The organism is Aldersonia kunmingensis (genome assembly GCF_001646865.1).
GTDB lineage: Bacteria > Actinomycetota > Actinomycetes > Mycobacteriales > Mycobacteriaceae > Aldersonia > Aldersonia kunmingensis.
In genome coordinates this window covers 1-17,444 of sequence record NZ_LRRB01000190.1, presented here as the reverse complement: position 1 = coordinate 17,444, position 17,444 = coordinate 1, and the positions used below count along the sequence as shown (strand labels likewise).

Sequence of the window (17,444 nt, the reverse complement as noted above, 5' to 3'; positions counted from 1 at the left end):
GTGCTCTCTGCAGCGCTGGCCGGGTGCCGCCAGGATTACCCGGATGTCGCGGTCCGGACGCTGACAGTCCGGGACCGGCCCGCCCGCAACATTCTCGAACAGTCGCAGACCGCACAAATGGTCGTCGTCGGCTCGCACGGCCGCGGTGGGTTCAAGGGCATGTTGATCGGTTCGACGAGCACGACACTGCTGCACAGCGTGGAATGCCCGATCGTCATCGTGCGCCACCAGGGCTGATCATGAAGAAGGGCGAGCTGATCAAGTCGATCCGCAACCACTGAACGCGGCGCGGGAGTGCTTGTCGGGAATGATGGACGATCGATTGTGTACGTCGTCGTCCAGAGGATAGGCGGTCCATGTTCGACGTGATCATTGTCGGCGCCGGCCCTACCGGCCTGATGCTTGCCAGCGAGTTGCGGCTGCACGGACTTCAGGTGCTGGTGCTCGACAAAGACCCAGAACCGACGAAGGTCGTCCGCTCGCTAGGTTTACACGTGCGCAGCATCGAGTTGATGGACCAGCGCGGCCTGCTCGACCGCTTCCTCGAACATGGCAAGAAGCACACCGTCGGCGGGTTCTTCGCGGGCCTCGGCAAGAGCTGGCCGGATGATCTGGACACAGCACACTCGTACGTTCTCGGCATCCCGCAGACCATCACCGATCGACTGCTCGCCGAACACGCGCTCGAGCTCGGCACCGACCTACGGCGCGGCGCCGAAGTTGTTGGGCTGAGTCAAGACGAGGACGGCGCCACCGTCGAGCTGGCGGATCGGTCCCGTCTCAGCGCGCCCTATTTGGTCGGTTGCGACGGTGGCCGGAGCATCGTGCGAAAGCTCGTCGGCATCGATTTCCCCGGCGAGCCGAGCCGCGTCGAGACGTTGATCGGCGAGATGGCACTGACGGCCTCACCGGAGACCCTGACCGCGGTGATGACAGAAGTCCGCAAGACCCAATTGCGCTTTGGTGCCATGCCTTTGGGCGACGGAATGTATCGCGTACTTGTGCCTGCCGCGGATGTCGCCGAGGATCGCGCCGTCCCGCCGACCCTCGACGAGATCAAACAGCAGCTCATCGCCTACGGCGGCACCGACTTCGGCGTGCACTCGCCGCGCTGGCTGTCCCGTTTCGGTGACGCAACTCGGCTGGCCGAGCACTACCGGAGCGGGCGGGTATTCCTCGCCGGCGACGCCGCGCACATCCATCCGCCGACCGGTGGGCAGGGCCTCAACCTCGGAGTCCAGGACGCGGTGAACCTCGGCTGGAAACTCGCGGCCGCCGTCGAAGGGTGGGCATCGGACGGGCTGCTCGACAGCTATGAGACCGAACGACATCCGGTCGCCGCCGCTGTGCTGGACAACACCCGTGCGCAGATGCAGCTGATGTCGCTCGATCCGGGGATGCAGGCGGTCCGTCGGCTGTTGTCGGAGCTGGCCGAATTCGACAACGTGAACCGCTACCTGATCGAAAAGCTGACGGCCATCGGGATTCGCTACGACTTCGGCGAGGGACACGAACTGCTCGGGCGTCGGCTGCGGGACGTTGGGCTGAAACAGCGCGGACGTCTCTACGAGCTCATGCGCGGCGGCCGCGGGTTGCTGCTCGACCAGACCGGCCGCCTCTCCGTTGCCGAGTGGGCAGACCGGGTCGACCACGTCGTCGACGTCAGCGACGAATTGGACGTGCCCGCAGTGCTATTGCGGCCGGACGGTCATGTGGCGTGGGTGGGTGACGATCAGGAGGGTCTGGTTGCCACCCTGCCCACCTGGTTCGGAGCATCCGCAGCCTGAGCCGCGATCAGCCCTGCGGCCAGACTCGTTCGCTGATCAGTCGGGCCAGTTCGAGTGGGCGATCACCCTGCACCGAGTGACCCGCGTCGGGCACAACGGTCACGACGGCGTCGTGGCTGCGGCGGCGGAACTCGTCCACATCCTCATCCGTCGTGAGGAACGATTTGCCGCCCCGCACAAGCAGTGTCGGCACCGACGAGTTGTCCGCGACGCTCCACAGCGAGTCGAGCTCCATCGGATGCTCGAATTTGTCGTAGCGCCACTCCCACCCGTCATCGGTGGGGCGGGCATTGTGCAGAATCCCGCGGCGCAGGGATTCGCGCGACCGGGTCGGGCTCGTCGCAGCGGTGGCATCGAGCATCTCCTCAAACGTCGCGTAGCCGTGCGGCCCGCGCATCAACTCGGTTGCCTCCCGCTGCGCCTTCGTCAATTCCGCGGCACGTTGACCGGTCGCCGGGGTGACGTCCACCAGCACCCGGTTGCTTCCGGTGTAGCCGTGCGGGTCGAGCGCGAGTGTGGTGAGTCCGCCAAGCGACATGCCGATCACCGCGGTGGGTTCCGGCGCCACCTCCTGGAGGACAGGCGCGAGGGTGGCCGCGTTGGTCTGGGGGGAGTAGTCCCGATCGTCTCGCCAAGCGGAATGCCCATGTCCGGGAAGGTCCACGGCCAGCGCGGAAATCGACCGCTCGGCGAGCAGTGCGAGCAGGACCGTGTCCCACGTGTGCGCGTTCTGGCCGCCACCGTGGAACAGGACCAGATCGATCGGCCCTGTTCCCCAGCGCAGCGCGCTGACCTCGCCGAGTTCGAGCCGTTCCACAACGGGAGGTTGCCACGCCAATCCGACCTCACGCGCATTCTCGGGAAGCAGCATGAATTCGGATTCGGCATACGCGGTGACGACCGACTGTTCATCCACGGCGACGATCCTGCCACAGCATTTTCGCCACGTCGTCAGTCGATTATCAGCGCTGGCGAGGAAAGCCCCAGGTAGAGCGTGGACAGCACGAACAGGATCCAACCGGCGCCCTGCCAGATCGGCCAGGCACCGCCGGCGCGCCATACCCGGTATGCGCGCACGAACGCGAAAACCCCACCAGCGAGGAAGATCGCGGTCGGTGCCATGGCAAGGATGTAGCGCTGCGGGGACTGACAGACCGCGAACGAAGCATCGGCGCATTCTTCCTGTCCGGACGCAACCGACCAGAGGATCGCAGCGCCCATCACCGCGAGTGCGACAACGACCACCGTGATGGTGAACCGGGTCGCTGCACGAACTGCATTCGGGTCGCGCCAGTTCTTTTCGACATCACGCCTGCTCTCGGCGTCGTGTGCTGCCTGCCACTTGTCCGTCATCGGGTCGCGCCTCCCGAAAATATTGTCTCTCCGATCGGCTACCCGGCGCACCGGTGCCGAAACACACACGCGCGGTGGGCTGGACAGAAGCGGCGCGCTCGCTACTGTGATCCAACTGATCGGCCGGGCAGGGGGACAGGTGCAAATCAAGGACAGGCGATGACTCGGGCGATTGCCACGATCAACCTCAAGGGCGGCGTTGGAAAGACGACGACCACGGCCGCGGTCGGGGAGTTTCTGGCCGCGGAGTTCGGCCAGCGTGTGCTGCTCATCGACCTGGACCCCCAGACCAACCTGACCACGATGATGATCGGTGAACATCGTTGGCAGCAGCTCAACGATGTGGGTTTGACCCTCGGTGCGTTATTTCTCGAGGCGGTCGACCCGCGCGGGCAGTACTTCGACATCGACAAGGCTATTCAGATCGACGCCTCCCCGGTGAACGCCGTGCGCGGCGTCGATCTGCTGGCGTCCTCGCTCGATTTGATCGAGATTCAGGAAGGACTGACATATCGGCAATATCGGGATCCGTATGCGACGTGGCCGGTGGAGCTACTCCTGAACGTGGTTTCGCCGGTGTTGCCTCGCTATGACTACGTGCTCATCGACTGTCCGCCCAATCTGGGCATGCTCACCCTCAACGGTCTTCGACTCGCGCAGGGCTACATCGTTCCGACCATTCCCGACATCCTCTCCACCTACGGCATCCCGCAACTGCAGTCGCGAGTGGCATCGTTCGCCCACCGCACCGGACACGGGATCAAGGAGCTCGGTCTGGTTATCACGAAGTACCGAGCCGCATCGAGCCTGCACCGCGCGGTGATCGAGCAACTCCAGCGCGACGAGCGCATTGCGAACGTCATCCCTGCCTGGGTTCCCGAGGCCAATCAGATCGCCGCGGCCGCCGAATGCGTCGACCACCGCACGCTGCGCGGGAAGTACGGTGCCGGAGAGCAGTTCGAAGAGCTGCGCAATCTGACCGAAGACATTCTGCTCACCTCGAGGGTGCTGTTGTGACAATGGACGAGTTGTTGTCCGATACCCGCCGTGCGGCCGCACAGGTGGACATGGAGGCCGCTGCCGCAGCGCTGCGCAAGCTCCACGCCGACCATCCGGTTCTTGCTACCTCCATCGCGAGCCTCATTCACGTGCTCGCCGGGGAGGCACTGCACAACCCACGTTTCGCACGTGACCTCGAGGTGGCACTGGCGGGACCGAAGGATGAGGTCCCTGAGGCACGGCGACCCAAGCGCGGACCCGGCGTGATCGATCCGTTCGCGGTGCATCTCGACGTTGGTGAGGAGGGTCTGCGCGCCGCGCTCGCCATACTCGATACCGAGCAGCTCAAGGACATCGTTGCCGAGTGCGCGATGGACTACGACAAGCGGGCGATGCGCTGGCGCAGCGCGGAGAGGCTGCGCGAGCGCATCGTTGAGCGAGTTATTGCTCGCGCGACGAAGGGCGAGGCGTTTCGCGGTTAATTGGGTCGTGTGCTCCGTGCCCCATGGGTGTTCGGGGACCCGAAGCCTTCACTCCGCGAACAACAGTCGAAACGTTTCGCCCAGTTCCCGCGCCCATCGATTCAACGTGCGACTTGATGTCGAACTCGATCGAATCTGGAATCCGTTCCATGTGTGCACCGGCGTCCCGCCAGGCCCCGATGTTCGGGGCGCGCTTCTTCCGGTCATCGTTGTCTTCCAACCAATTTTCGTATGCCAACTTGGAGATGAAGATTCGGTTGTTCGTCGCGTCGTCTGCGGATTTGGCGAGGATTCGGCGCTGGCCGTCCGTACGGACCGGCGTAGTCGACTTGCGCATCCATCGGGTTGCACGGGTGAAGAGATTGTCGGCTCGATAGAAGCCGTTCAGTGGGTTGAACGGACGCGACCGGGAGTCGTCCGGCACTGCGGCAGTACGGAATAGATAATCGAGCCCACCGCCGTCGATCTCCTTGGAACGGGATTCCTCCACCATCCATCGCAGGGTTTCGTCGGAAAGCATCTCGTCGTCGTGCCCTCCACCGATATCGGTGTGGTCGCCGTCGAACCAAACCTGCTTGACGTCATTCGCGCCTTCCGCGTCCCATACCAACGGTGTGAACTTGAGCCGCGGCTCATCGATCGCCAAAGCCTGACGTGCCCGCAGCACTTGCGGAGAAAGCTTCACATTGTGGAATTCGTAACCCTTGCCGCCCTTGCCCGGAACTCCGAGAGAGCCGACCGTATCGAACACCCCAAGGAACGTGATCTTTGGGCGAGCTTGGCCGAAATAAGTCATCTGGCGAAATTCTTCAGTGTCGTGGTCCACCGCATCAGCTGGGTAACATGGCCGGTTCTTGTACACCTTCAAGGCCTTGCGCAAGTAGTTCGTGCGGGACAGCATGCCGTCCATCGTGAGCAGACCGTTGAAGGCGATCATCCCGGCGAGGCTGCGGGCGGAATAGGCTCCGCGACTGAAGCCGAAGAGATAAACCTGGTCACCCGGCTCGTAGTTCAGCGCCAGGAACCTGTACCCGCTGATGAGGCCATCCTCGAGGCCGGTGCCCATGGCACCGCCGGTCACCCGATCCGTCAATGTTTCGCCGGTACCCACACCCGTGACGTAGTGAACGATCTGGCTGACACCCCCGGCATCGCGTGGCTTGATTGCTCGCGCGATCTTCTCGACGTTTGAGATCCTGTCGTCCTCAGCGCTCTTCCAAGTGCCGTCGTAGCAAACCACCAGACGCTTCATCGAATTGCTCCTCAGCCGCGTTTGTCCGATGAAACAACGGTGTCAACCAGGGACAATCTGGGCACGCGTAGTGCACTACGCGGAAATGCCCGCTTTACTACGTACGTGCAGATCCACGTCACTGCGCCGTCGCTGCGCAGCACCGTCGTGACCGGGGCAATCGTGTCGTTCCTCGTGCTTCCTGGCTGGTCACTGGCACATGCCGCATCGGGCCCCGACGGGCTCGATCCCACTCTGAGTCGCGCATACGACCAGGCCGCGGCCGCAGCCGGCGCACAGGGCATCCCGCTGTGGATCACGTCCGGCGCCCGCTCGGTGGCCGAGCAGGAGGGCATGTGGCGCGACGGCATCGCCACGCACGGCAGCCCGGATGCCGCGCGGCGCTGGGTGCTGCCGCCTGCCGAATCGACGCATGTCGGTGGGCACGCCATCGATGTCGGCCCGCAAGCGGGCGCGGCTTGGCTGGAGGCGAACGGCTCGCGCTGGGGCTTGTGCCGCACTTTCGCCAACGAGTGGTGGCACTTCGAGGTCACCACCCCGCCGGGCACTCCGTGCCCGCCGATGTGGGCCGATGCGAGTGTGCGCGGCAAGCCGTCGCCGGACGCACGAGGAGCCGACCAGTCGCCGGCAATCGCCGCGATAATGCGTTGGTAGTTGCTCGGTACGGCTCGCCCGTCGAAGCTTCGGAGTAAGTTCGGGCGAAGTAGACCCGAGGAGACGCGTGAGGGAACCCGTCGACGAGCATTTCATCGCATCGGTCTCCGCCCTGTCCGCGTCGTCCGAAACCACTTCGAGCCGTGGGGAATTGGCGACCGAAGTGCTTGTCGAACTGTTCGATTCGCAACTCGGCAGCCGGCATCTGGATCTCATCGCTCGTGAACTCCGGGCGAAGGACCGCGGCTACTACACGATCGGTTCCGCCGGACACGAGAGCAATGCGGCAGTCGCCGCCGCCCTTCGCCCGACCGACCCCGCCCTGCTGCACTACCGGTCGGGTGCCTTCTTTCTCCAACGCGCTCGCCAGGTCGGTGGGAGCGACCCCGTGCGAGATGTCCTGCTCGGCATGCTGGCTGCCACCGAGGAACCGATCGCCGGCGGACGGCACAAAGTGTGGGGTCGCGCCGACCTCGCGGTCATTCCGCAGACGTCCACCGTCGCATCGCACCTGCCCCGCGCGGTTGGTGTTGCGTTCTCGCTCGGCCGTGCCGCGCGAGTCGGTGTGCCGTCGCCATGGCCGAACGATGCCGTCACCGTATGCAGCTTCGGAGATGCCTCGGCGAATCACTCCACCGCGATCGGCGCGATAAATACGGCAATTCATACTGCGTATCAGGGCATTTCGCTGCCGCTGCTGTTTGTCTGCGAGGACAACGGGATCGGAATCAGCGTCCGAACACCGCTGGATTGGATCGCATCCTCGTTCGGCCACCGGGATGGGCTCGAGTACTTCACGGCCGACGGCGTGGATATCGAGAGCACGTATGCGTCTGCGCATGCCGCCGCGGAATGGGTCCGTGCGCAGCGCAAGCCGGCATTTTTTCACCTGCGGACGGTCCGATTGATGGGACACGCCGGATCCGACTATGAGCCGGGTTACCGCTCGCCGCAGGAGATCTCGTCCGAGTACGACAGTGATCCGCTGATTGGCACGGCACGACTACTCATCACTCGCGGCCACTACACGCGCGAAGAGATCCTCGACCGTTACGAAGGCAAACGTGGCGAGGTTCGGCAGATCGCAGAGCGACTCGCCGGTGCGCAGGAACTCGACCGCAGGGCTGCGGTGATGGCACCGCTGACGCATACCAACCGCGAGGCGACCGCGACCTTGCCGACACCCTCTCGCGCACCCGCAGGCTCGGCAAATGACGCACACACGCTGGCCCAGGCGATCAATCGCGCGCTCGACGAGACACTCCGTGAATTCCCCGAGTCGTTGGTGTTCGGTGAGGACGTCGCCCGTAAGGGCGGCGTGTACGGCGTTACGCGAGGCCTGCGCAAGCAATTCGGCGCGAACCGGGTATTCGACACGCTGCTCGATGAGCAGGCGATTCTTGGCCTCGCGCTCGGCGCGGGCTTGTCGGGCCTGCTACCCATCCCGGAGATTCAGTATCTGGCCTACCTGCACAACGCGGCGGACCAGCTCCGCGGTGAAGCCGCTACGTTGCAATTCTTTTCGATGCGGCAGTACCGAAACCCGATGGTCGTCCGCGTCGCCGCCTACGGCTACCAGAAGGGTTTCGGGGGCCACTTCCACAACGACAATGCGGTGGCCGCTCTGCGCGATATTCCGGGCATCGTGATTGCGTCACCCGCGCGGCCCGACGACGCGGCGGCGATGCTGCGGACCTGTGTCGCTGCGGCCCGGCGGTCGGGCGTGGTGTGCGTGTACCTCGAACCGATCGCGCTCTATCACACGCACGACCTGCACGAGGACGGCGACGGCGGCTGGCTCGCCGGGTACCCGGCCGACCCGGAACACGCACCGATCGGCCGGGGTCGCAGTTACGGCGATGGTGACGACTTCACCATCGTCACGTTCGGCAATGGTGTCCGGATGAGCCTGCGCGCCGCACACCGCTTGGCCGAGCGCGGAATCAATGCGCGTGTCCTGGACATCCGGTGGCTTGCCCCGATGCCGCACGCGGACATCATGCGCGAAGCCGAGGCGACCGGGCGGGTCCTCGTCGTCGACGAAACCCGGCATGGCGGTGGTGTCGGTGAGGGAATCGTGACGCTGCTCGTGGAAGGCGGTTTCCGCGGTCGAATCGGGCGGGTGTCCAGTGCGGACAGCTTCGTTCCGCTCGGCGCTGCGGCCGGCGAGGTGTTGTTGTCCGAGGCGGAGATCGACGCGGCGGTCAACCGGTTGATGGCGAACGCCTGAATCCAGCCCTGGACTGCCTCCGCGCGGGTACATGTGGATTGTCCGTGCCATCCGATCATCGAGAGGACAAGCAGATGAGTCACCTTCTGCGCATGGCTGCCCGGGCGCTCACCGGGGTCAGTTACGCCTACTTCGGCTACGAGACCATCCAAAAGCCGCGTCCCCGGGTCAAGATGGCTGCGCCCGCATTGGCCAAGGCGCGTGAGATCGCTCCGCTTCCCGTGGACGACGAGACATTGGTCAGGATAAACGGTGCGGTGCAGGTCGGCAGTGGGGCTCTGCTGACGATGGGGGTGCTGCCGCGCCTGTCCGCCGCAGCGCTCATCGGATCGCTGGTCCCCACCACGGTGGCGGGGCATCCGTTCTGGCAGCTCGAGGACCCTGCGGCCCGCACCATGCAGCTGATGCAGTTCATGAAGAACACCGCGATGATCGGCGGGCTGGTCGCACTGGTCGCGACCCCCGCGGACTGATCGACCGGTACCCGGCCGGTCAGATCATCGAGGTCGGCGGCACCTTCATTCCGATGGCCAGTGCGCCGGACAGTTCGAGACACGTGTCGTGCTCGAACACGATGTGACCGGTCACGACGTCGACGTCGCGTTTCATGCGCTGCAGCGGATTGTCCAGAAAGTGGACGCTGCCCCCGGACGCCTCGAGCAGGTTACCGATGATCGCGCGCGACTCGGCGGCAACGTGAGCCGAGGCCAGCCGCGCATCGGCGCGGTCTGAGCGTGAAACGTGCTCACCGGCCTGGACTGTCGCCTCGATCCGCTTGGCGGTGCGGTCGATCAGGGCGCGCAATGCCTCGAGCCGCACCCGAGCATCCCCGAGGCGGGCGCGGGCCGCGGGCTTGTCCTTCTGCTTGACGCCCTCGTAGGCCATGACGCGTTCCTGGAGCCGCTCGGAGTAGAGCTCGGTGACCCGCTCCGCTGTTCCCAGGACCGGCATTGCGGCAACCAATGCGAGCGCCGGCACCATCGGCCATCGGTAGGTCGGCGCGTCGTGCAGGCGAGCACCGGGGGAGTCGCCCTTGTAGATGTCGAGCGCGGGAAGTGCGCGGTGGGCGGGAACGAACACGTCATTGACGACGATGTCGTTCGACCCGGTGGCGCGCATCCCGTCGGTCTGCCAAACGTCGACGACCTCGACGTCGGCGGCGGGGAGCAGCATGAGGGCCGGGAACAACCCGTCGTCGGGGCCGCACAGCGCGCTGACCATCACCCAATTGGCGTCCATGATCCCGGTCGCCCAGGACCACCGGCCGGACACGCGGTATCCGTCCGGAGCGGGGAGGGCGCGGCCGGTGGGCGCGAGCGTCGCGGGAGCAAGGAACGGCCTGTCTGCGAAAGCTTCTGCCTGCGCTTCTTCGCCGAACAGCGCCATGATCCAGTTGTGCAGGGTGTAGAAGGAAAGCGTCCATGCGCTCGATGTGCAGCCGTGGGCCATGCGACGGACCGGGTCGAGAATCTCCGGAAATGACGCCTGCAGCCCGCCGAAGCGTGCGGGGACGAGTAGCTCGCTGAGACCCGAAGCGGTGAAATCCGCCATCGTTTCGGCGGGCAGTCTGCGAAGGCGTTCGCCCTCCGGTGCTCGCTCCGCCAGTTTCGCGACGAATTCGTCGGTGATGCCCGCGACTTGCCCAGTAACCAGCGTCATGTACCGACGCTACCATACTAAAAGGTATGGAACACGAGCATTTCACGGGCGGAGCATGAACTCCAAGAACCAGTCCCGTCGTTCGGTCGACCATCCGGCCGGCCTGGATTTCGACAAATGGAGCGCGCCGATACCCGTCGAATACATCAGACCCGCACGCTCCATGGCCTCGTCGGGAGGAAAGCCGTAGTCGACGAATGCGCGACAAACGGCTGCGGTCATGCGCCGGTCCGCGGCGCGGACGCCCTCCGCGGCAGCCGTATCGGTGCGCGCCCATTCGCGCATCGCGCGCTCGAGCGCCCAATACCGCGGGCTGACGAGTGATTCCATCATCATGAGCAGGCGTTCGCGGGGTTCGACGTCGTCGAGATGCTCGACCCGGTGGTGCTCGACCTCCCGCAGCTGGCCCCACGTTTCGACCAGCACGTCGCGATAGGTCGCGATATCGGTGAAATGCCAGTAGAAGCTGCCCTTGGTGGCGCCGAGCCGGTGACACAAGTTGTCTATCTTGAGCTTCGCTACGCCCTCTTCGGCGAGGATCTCGTACCCAGCCTGAACCCAGTCGTCGACCGAGAGGCGGGCGGTACCGGACGCGCGAGAAACGACCACGCAGCCAGCCTAGTCATCGCCCGCCGCGCGCGGCGCCGCTCGAGAAAGGCGCTGAGCAGCGTCGACTCGTCAGCCGAGGAGTGCGATCAGCTCTGTTCGCAGCGTCGCCGGATCCGTATCGGGCGTCGGCTGAGTCACATACACCTCGAGCCACTGCTCGCCGAGGGACTTCCCGCTCGACTGCACTGCGGTGACGATGGTTCCCCAGGCGTCGCCGAGTCCGTCGAACGAGCCGACGTGACTGCGGACCGCGCACTGGCCACCCGAGATCACCGAGGGCCGAATCGTCTGGCCGGCAGCTTCGGTCTCACCGGCGAGTGCCTCGGCCACAGGAAATGCCACCTCGAGGTCGAAGCTGGACATCGGATCACCGCGGTACACCGCCAATGCCGGACCCGTCGGGACGAACGCGCCGGCGCCGATGGCGGCACCGAGCGCACCGAAAGCCGGGTCGAACAGTTCGACCAACTTGTCGATGGTGACGCCGTTGAATCGAATGCTGGCGATCGGTACGTCGTCGAATTCCGTGTACTGCACCTCGTCGTGCGGAGTGTCGGCAATCGGAAGTGACACGGCTTCTCCTTTGTCGTCGCTTGCTGGATTCGCAACCATCATTCAGGAACGGCGGCAACCGTAATGTCCGATTCGCCACCGAGCATGCGGTACACCGGGTTTCGCGCCGCCGCAGGTCGGGTGTCGATACCCGCTCCTGCGACGTAGCGCTGCGCCGTCGCCAACGATTCGTGGCCGAGCAGTTTCATCAGCGTGTACACGCTGATGTTTTCGTCCGCCAACGCCGTTGCGTACGTGTGTCGCAGGGCGTGCACCAGTGCGCCGCGCGGGCGATGCGCCTCGATTCCCGCGCGGCGGTATATCCGCTGCACGCGGTACTGCAGGATGCCCCGAGTGATCCGCTCCCCGGTGGGACCGACGAAAAGCGCTGCCTTGCGCGGCCAGGCCGCCAGCGATCGATCGTTGCGGCGCCTGCGGGAGTTCGGCGGGGGAGGGAAGCGCTCGTACCGGGTTTCCAGGTAGCGCTCGATCACGGTGAGCAGTGCGCGCTCGACCGGAATGAAGCGGTCCTTGTTGCCCTTTCCGTGCACGTGCAGCACGGCCGAACCGTCCTCGCCGACCCGGACATCACCGATGTTCGTGCGGACCATTTCCTCGGAGCGCATCCCGGTCAGCAGTGCGGTGAGCACCAGTGCGCGGTCGCGTTCCGGCCAATCCGTGCTGCGGGACCGGTTTCCGTCGAGCTGAAGCGCGTCGAGCAGTGCCGTAATCGCCGTCGAGTCGAACGCCTTCGGCAGGACCTTCGACGCCTTCGGCCGGCCCACTGCCGGCATGGGATTCGCTGGTATCGCCTCAGCGGTGAAGAGGAAGGTGCACAACATATTCCACGACGACCAGCACCGGCGGATCGATGCGGCCTCGTGAGTCTTGGCGTAGGCAGCGAACGCGCGCCGCATGTCGTCGGTCGTGAGGCGCACTGTGCTCAATTCCGCGGCAGCCGAACCAGTTTCGGCGAGCAGCGGCGCGATGGCGTCGAAGTCTTGCCGGTACGCCTTGAGCGTATGCGGCGACGGTTTACGAGTCCCGCAGTCGGAGATGAACGCCGCGAACCATTCCGGCCGGGAGGCATCGGGGTCGTCGGAGTCGGTCTGCGGCATCACACCGCTACTAAATCACTAACCGCCGACACGATGAGTAATCGAACCTCATGGCGCAGGAGTGGATTCGCCGATCGGCGCGACCCGGCAGCGCCGTGCGCGCTGCCGGGTCGGCGACCAGTTCTTAGAGCATGCCGTTCTCGATATCGCGCTTCACCGCTTTCTGGTTCACGATGTGCGCATCCACGCCGTTCTGCACCGTGTAGTCGATCAGCACCGCCGGTGCAGAGAACGACAGGTGCTCGGTGACCACGGTCGAGTCGCCGTCCTTGGCGAACGTGATCTTCTGGCGAGTGATTACGCCGGGCAGATCCCAGGTCTCGGTGCTGTACCAGTGCTCGGCGGCGTACATCCGCTGCTTTCCGACGGTGCGTCCCGGGATCGAAATCGGGCCGAGGGGGATGTCCTCGAGTGCGATGAACTCCCACACCTCGGCGCCGCCCTCGGTGTATTTGCGGCGGTCGAGCACGCCCTTCAGGAACGGGTGCCGTCCGAAGCTGTTGTTGAAGTTCGAGTACGCCGTGAATACCCGATCGATCGGGGCGTTGATGGTGATCGGCAGATCGACGTTCTTGGTAACCAGCAGCGAAGCGGCCTGGCTTGCCTCGAACTGATAGGCCGCCCACGAGGCTTCCCATTCGGTGTCCACTGCAGAGTTGGCACCCGAAACAGGCGCGGCAGCGGCAACGCCCGCACTTCCCAGCACCAGCCCGGTGGCCAGCACACCTACTCCGAGAAGTGTGAATTTCGAGCGTCCGACTCGTCGGCTGCCGAGCTGCTCAGAACCTGCGATCATCCGTGTTACCTCACCGTCCATACCGTTGCCATCGTTCGGCAATTTGGCGAAGGATACAGCGCGGTGGGGTGCGGTCAGCCGGTGGCGTCGAGGACCTTGATCTCGAAAACGAGCGTGTCACCGGCCTGGGTACCCGCGGCGGATCATCGCAGCGCGGCGGCGAGCCGTCGCCATTCCTCGCGTGGGAACTCGCGCGCGTCTGCGGCCAACATCTGCACACACACGTGGTCGGCACCGGCGCTCTGATGCTCGCGCACACGATCGAGCACCGCAGCCTCGTCGCCCCACGCGATGATGGCGTCGAATAGTCGATCGCTCACCGACTCCAGATCCTCTTCACTGAAGCCGATGCGCAGCAGATTGTTGGCGTAGTTCGGCATAGCGAGATAGCCGCGCAGCCAGTCGGTGCCAATCGCGCGTGCCTGTTCGCGATCGTCGGTGAGGATGGCAGTCTGCTCGGGAAGTAGCAGCGGGCCGTCGCCGAGCGCCTCCCGTGCGGTGGCAGTGTGCTGTGGCGTGATCAGGTACGGGTGTGCACCGCGACTGCGTTCGGCGGCGGTCTTCAGCATCTTCGGCCCGAGCGCGGCGAGCACGCGGCTTTCGGGCGCGACCGGCCGCTCCGAATTGTCGAGGCCGTCTAGAAATGCCCCGATCGCGGAGAGTGGCTTGTCGTAGCGGCCCGGTTCTGTCGCATCGATCAACGGGGCGTGGCTGACGCCGAGCCCGAGCAGGAACCGATCACCGTGCGCCGCGCTCAATGTGGCGTGCGCGGCTGCTACGTCCCCCGGATCGTGCATCCAGATGTTGAGGATGCCTGTGGCAATCACGGCATTCTTGGTGGCGCCCAACAGGTTTTCCACGGAATCGAGCACCGGGCCGCCCACATCGGGAATCCAGAGCCCCGTGAATCCCAGCTCGTCCAGTTCGGCGGCCGCATCGAGGGCCTCGGCCGGATCGCCGTAACGCAGATGGGAACTCCAGATGCCCACACCATCGAGGTTCATGGTCTCGACCCTACGGCTGCGGTCAGCCCGTGGCGTCGAGGACCTTGATCTCGAACACGAGCGTGTCACCCGCCTGGATTCCTGCAGCAGATTGACCGTTGGGGTATCCGTCGGCGGGTGCGATCGCCACCCCGATCGTTGAGCCCACGGTCTGTCCTGTGATCGCTTTCGCGAAACCGGGCACAACGCCGTTCAAAGGGAACTCCACGGGCATGCCCCCACGCGTGTAACTGCTGTCGAAGACCGCGCCGTCACGCCCGTTGACACCGAGGTAGCAGACCGAGACGGTCGCCGTGTCCGCAACGACTGGACCGTCACCGGCCCGCAGCGTCTGCACCTGGGTTTCGGTCACGCTGAAAGGCGCCTCCTGCACCTTGATCGACGGAGCCGTCGTGTCGGTCGAACCGGCAATGGCCACGCTGCCCGTCGTGCCTTGCAGCGTCCATTCGGGTGCGACGTCCTCGGCGGGCGGTGTGCCCGGACAACTGCTCGCGTCGGCTGCGGTCGTCTCGGCGCTCGCCGACGTGGAGGTCGGGTCCGCGGTGGACGTATCCGAGTCGGAGCCGCAAGCAACCAGGGTTGCGGCCAAGCTCGCGATGCAGACTGCAAAGACACGGTGCGAATTCACCCCGGCCACGCTACACAGACGAATCGGGCCGAGTCGGCAGTACGCCGAGTTCATTCGGTGTCAGAATCATGGGCAACCGATCATCGTCGTCGTTTGCTCCTGGAGACAGGCACACCATGGCCACCGGAATGCTGAAGACGGACTATCTGGTCGTGGGCGCCGGCGCCATGGGTATGGCGTTCACCGACGCGCTGGTCGATCACGCCGACGTGCACGTAACTCTCGTGGAACGTCGACACACCGCGGGCGGACATTGGCTGGATGCCTATCCGTTCGTGCAACTGCACCAGTCGTCGGTGTTCTATGGCGTCGCGTCGACCGTGCTCGGAAACGGCGCGATCCAGGAGAGCGGACCCGAGAAGGGGCTCGGGAAGCGGGCTCGGCAGCCCACTATCGAGTCGTACTTCGACAGTGTGCTGCGAGACCGTTTGGTCGGATCGGGTCAAGTGACATTCCTCGGCGCCCACGATTACCGGTCCGACGGCACGATGCACCTGGCGACCTCGCGCGTCTCGGGTGAGACCGTCCAGATCGAGGTCGCACGGCGCGTCGTCGATGCGGCCTATCTGTCCCCGTCCATCCCGGCCTCGACCACTGCGCCCTTCGCGGTCGCCGACGGTGTCCCGGTGGTCCCCGTCAACCGCCTCGCCGATCTTGCAGCGGCACCGCAGACCTTCGTGATCGTCGGCTCCGGAAAGACAGCCACCGATGCCATCGTGTGGCTGCTCGCGCAGGGCGTGGCATCCGACCGCATCGTCTGGGTGCGACCGCGTGATCCGTGGATGCTGAATCGGAATGTGGTGCAACCAGATCCGGCGATCGCGCTCGCGCTGTCCACGGACATCATGTTGGCCGGCGCGGCCTCCGACACGGTCGACGAATTCTTCCTCCGCCTCGAAGCCGCCGGTGTGATGATCCGCATCGATCCTCGCGTGACACCGACGATGGCGAAGGTGCCCACGCTGGGCGAATGGGAGCGCGATTTGCTTCGCACGATCGAACGGGTGGTCCGTCTCGGACATATCACGCGCGTGACCGGGACGGAAATCGTGCTCGAGCGTGGATCCGTCCCATTGCCGCCGGATTCCCTCATCGTGCACTGCGCGGCCGCCGGTCTGCAATATCCGCCGCGGGTTCCCATCTGGGGTGCCGATCGGATCCGACTGCAGACCATCAGAGCGGGATTCCCGTGCTTCGGCGGTGCACTCGCCGGTTATGTCGAAGCCACACGTGACGACGACCGCGAACGCAACCGGATTTGCCCGCCGAACCGGCTGTCCGACACCCCGCTGGACTGGATCCAGATGCAGCTGCGGGGAACGATCACTACCCGGGGGTTCGGCACCGAGACCGACATCGCGGCGTGGGCCAACACGTGTGCGCTGAACCTGGGCCGAATCGATCCGGCCGTGAGGGACGAGCCTGCGGTCCGCGCCGCCGTGGCGCGCCTGGCCGAACACGTCGGCCCCGGGATGAGCGGGCTCGCCGAACTCGCGTCGATTGCGCTGCCGAATCAGTGACCGAACGCGTATTGCTCATCCGGGCCGGTCATGTCGGGTCGGCGAATCGCGGCTCTCGCCTCGCCATCCCGGCCTGCACGGCTTCGACCTGATTCGCCGAGCCCAGCAGACCGACCTGCAACTCGGTTTCGAGCAGTAGCGCGGCGGCAGGGTTCGTGCCGGTCCACGTCGAGTCGTAAAGATGCTTGGCCGCCCGGACCGCGTCCGGTGATTTAGTGGCGATCTCGCGGGCAAGCTCGAGTGCCGCGGCGAGCGGATCACCCATCACGCGGGTGACGAGTCCGAGTTCGTGCGCTTCGCTACCCGAGACTATTCGGCCGGTGAAGGTGAGTTCTTTCGCGACATCGGCTGCGATGAGTCGGGGCAGCGACTGTGTGATGCCCATGTCCGGCACCAGGCCCCACTTGACTTCCATGATCGAGAGCCGAGCATCCGCTGCGGCGTAACGGATATCGGCGCCGAGCGCGATCTGCAGTCCACCACCGAAACAGTTGCCATGGAGTGCGGCGATGACGGGAGCCGGTACGCGGGCCCAATCCAACGAGACACGCTGCGCGCGGTTGCCGAGTTCCCCCTCCTCACGGGTGGACAACGACAGCGCACCGTCGCCGGGTGCGAGGCTCGAAATGTCCAACCCGGAGCAGAAGCTCTTGCCCGCGCCGTGCAGCACAACCGCGCGGATCCGCGCGTCGCCGGCAAGTGTGGCGGCGGTATCCACCAGAGCGTCGAACATGGCGCTATCCAAGGCGTTGTGCTTCTCGCCCCGGTTCAGCGTGACCGTCGCGACCCCCGCGTCATCGA

The 17,444-nt window shown here is 65.2% G+C and carries 19 protein-coding genes; 8 read left to right on the top strand and 11 right to left on the bottom strand.

Going from position 1 to position 17,444, the window contains the following annotated elements; all coding sequences use genetic code 11:
• Both A8G08_RS14515 and rox read left to right on the top strand, forming a co-directional pair.
• The coding region (locus A8G08_RS14515; protein ID WP_169823313.1) for a universal stress protein at nucleotides 1-237 on the top strand (237 nt) is incomplete at its 5' end.
• Nucleotides 238-356: 119 nt separating this feature from the next.
• Nucleotides 357-1,787, top strand: a complete 1,431-nt coding sequence (gene rox, locus A8G08_RS14510; RefSeq protein ID WP_068275222.1) for a rifampin monooxygenase — start codon at nucleotides 357-359, stop codon at nucleotides 1,785-1,787.
• Between the two features lie 7 nt (nucleotides 1,788-1,794).
• Here rox and A8G08_RS14505 read toward each other — a convergent pair whose 3' ends face one another.
• Together A8G08_RS14505 and A8G08_RS14500 are read right to left on the bottom strand one after the other, a co-directional pair.
• Nucleotides 1,795-2,703 (bottom strand): alpha/beta fold hydrolase, encoded by a 909-nt coding sequence (locus tag A8G08_RS14505; RefSeq protein ID WP_342669662.1) that lies wholly within the window; start codon nucleotides 2,701-2,703, stop codon nucleotides 1,795-1,797.
• A gap of 35 nt (nucleotides 2,704-2,738) precedes the next feature.
• On the bottom strand, nucleotides 2,739-3,140 hold the full coding sequence (locus tag A8G08_RS14500; protein ID WP_068275219.1) for a hypothetical protein: 402 nt from the start codon (nucleotides 3,138-3,140) through the stop codon (nucleotides 2,739-2,741).
• Between the two features lie 159 nt (nucleotides 3,141-3,299).
• On the opposite strand from A8G08_RS14500, the gene A8G08_RS14495 reads away from it, so the two are divergent.
• Nucleotides 3,300-4,157 carry a ParA family protein gene (locus A8G08_RS14495; protein WP_068275216.1) on the top strand — a complete coding sequence of 286 codons (858 nt, stop codon included), beginning with the start codon at nucleotides 3,300-3,302 and terminating at the stop codon, nucleotides 4,155-4,157.
• Between the two features lie 2 nt (nucleotides 4,158-4,159).
• On the top strand, nucleotides 4,160-4,621 hold the full coding sequence (locus tag A8G08_RS27180; RefSeq protein ID WP_157108581.1) for a hypothetical protein: 462 nt from the start codon (nucleotides 4,160-4,162) through the stop codon (nucleotides 4,619-4,621).
• On the opposite strand, the gene A8G08_RS14485 is transcribed toward A8G08_RS27180, so the two are convergent.
• Entirely contained in the window at nucleotides 4,581-5,873 is a 1,293-nt protein-coding gene (locus A8G08_RS14485; RefSeq protein WP_068275214.1) for a DUF2235 domain-containing protein, read from the bottom strand. The two genes, A8G08_RS27180 and A8G08_RS14485, sit on opposite strands and share 41 nt — an antisense overlap.
• A gap of 159 nt (nucleotides 5,874-6,032) precedes the next feature.
• Between A8G08_RS14485 and A8G08_RS14480 the strand changes: the two genes are divergently transcribed.
• The 3 genes from A8G08_RS14480 to A8G08_RS14470 all read left to right on the top strand — a co-directional run bounded on the left by A8G08_RS14480 (nucleotide 6,033) and on the right by A8G08_RS14470 (nucleotide 9,230).
• On the top strand, nucleotides 6,033-6,527 hold the full coding sequence (locus tag A8G08_RS14480) for a M15 family metallopeptidase (RefSeq protein WP_245672835.1): 495 nt from the start codon (nucleotides 6,033-6,035) through the stop codon (nucleotides 6,525-6,527).
• A gap of 67 nt (nucleotides 6,528-6,594) precedes the next feature.
• Nucleotides 6,595-8,757: a thiamine pyrophosphate-dependent enzyme gene (locus A8G08_RS14475; protein WP_068275211.1), complete on the top strand. Its 2,163-nt coding sequence runs from the start codon at nucleotides 6,595-6,597 to the stop codon at nucleotides 8,755-8,757.
• 74 nt (nucleotides 8,758-8,831) lie between these two features.
• Nucleotides 8,832-9,230 (top strand): DoxX family protein, encoded by a 399-nt coding sequence (locus A8G08_RS14470; protein ID WP_068275208.1) that lies wholly within the window; start codon nucleotides 8,832-8,834, stop codon nucleotides 9,228-9,230.
• 19 nt (nucleotides 9,231-9,249) lie between these two features.
• Here the strand turns inward: A8G08_RS14470 and A8G08_RS14465 are convergent, their stop codons facing one another.
• The 7 genes from A8G08_RS14465 to A8G08_RS14435 form a co-directional block, all read right to left on the bottom strand.
• On the bottom strand, nucleotides 9,250-10,416 hold the full coding sequence (locus tag A8G08_RS14465; protein WP_068275206.1) for an acyl-CoA dehydrogenase family protein: 1,167 nt from the start codon (nucleotides 10,414-10,416) through the stop codon (nucleotides 9,250-9,252).
• 42 nt (nucleotides 10,417-10,458) lie between these two features.
• Complete coding sequence (locus A8G08_RS14460; RefSeq protein WP_068275204.1) at nucleotides 10,459-11,025, bottom strand: TetR/AcrR family transcriptional regulator; 567 nt, start codon at nucleotides 11,023-11,025, stop codon at nucleotides 10,459-10,461.
• A 69-nt stretch (nucleotides 11,026-11,094) separates the two neighbouring features.
• Nucleotides 11,095-11,598 carry a GyrI-like domain-containing protein gene (locus A8G08_RS14455; protein ID WP_169823312.1) on the bottom strand — a complete coding sequence of 168 codons (504 nt, stop codon included), beginning with the start codon at nucleotides 11,596-11,598 and terminating at the stop codon, nucleotides 11,095-11,097.
• Between the two features lie 38 nt (nucleotides 11,599-11,636).
• On the bottom strand, nucleotides 11,637-12,695 hold the full coding sequence (locus tag A8G08_RS14450; RefSeq protein WP_068275201.1) for a site-specific integrase: 1,059 nt from the start codon (nucleotides 12,693-12,695) through the stop codon (nucleotides 11,637-11,639).
• A gap of 124 nt (nucleotides 12,696-12,819) precedes the next feature.
• Nucleotides 12,820-13,491 carry a hypothetical protein gene (locus A8G08_RS14445; protein WP_157108579.1) on the bottom strand — a complete coding sequence of 224 codons (672 nt, stop codon included), beginning with the start codon at nucleotides 13,489-13,491 and terminating at the stop codon, nucleotides 12,820-12,822.
• 143 nt (nucleotides 13,492-13,634) lie between these two features.
• Nucleotides 13,635-14,495 carry an LLM class F420-dependent oxidoreductase gene (locus A8G08_RS14440; RefSeq protein WP_068275196.1) on the bottom strand — a complete coding sequence of 287 codons (861 nt, stop codon included), beginning with the start codon at nucleotides 14,493-14,495 and terminating at the stop codon, nucleotides 13,635-13,637.
• Between the two features lie 22 nt (nucleotides 14,496-14,517).
• Entirely contained in the window at nucleotides 14,518-15,123 is a 606-nt protein-coding gene (locus A8G08_RS14435) for an FKBP-type peptidyl-prolyl cis-trans isomerase (protein ID WP_068275229.1), read from the bottom strand.
• Nucleotides 15,124-15,239: 116 nt separating this feature from the next.
• Between A8G08_RS14435 and A8G08_RS14430 the strand changes: the two genes are divergently transcribed.
• On the top strand, nucleotides 15,240-16,643 hold the full coding sequence (locus A8G08_RS14430; protein WP_068275193.1) for an NAD(P)-binding protein: 1,404 nt from the start codon (nucleotides 15,240-15,242) through the stop codon (nucleotides 16,641-16,643).
• Nucleotides 16,644-16,671: 28 nt separating this feature from the next.
• Here the strand turns inward: A8G08_RS14430 and A8G08_RS14425 are convergent.
• Nucleotides 16,672-17,444: crotonase/enoyl-CoA hydratase family protein (locus A8G08_RS14425; protein WP_068275190.1), on the bottom strand; the 773-nt coding region annotated here is incomplete at its 5' end.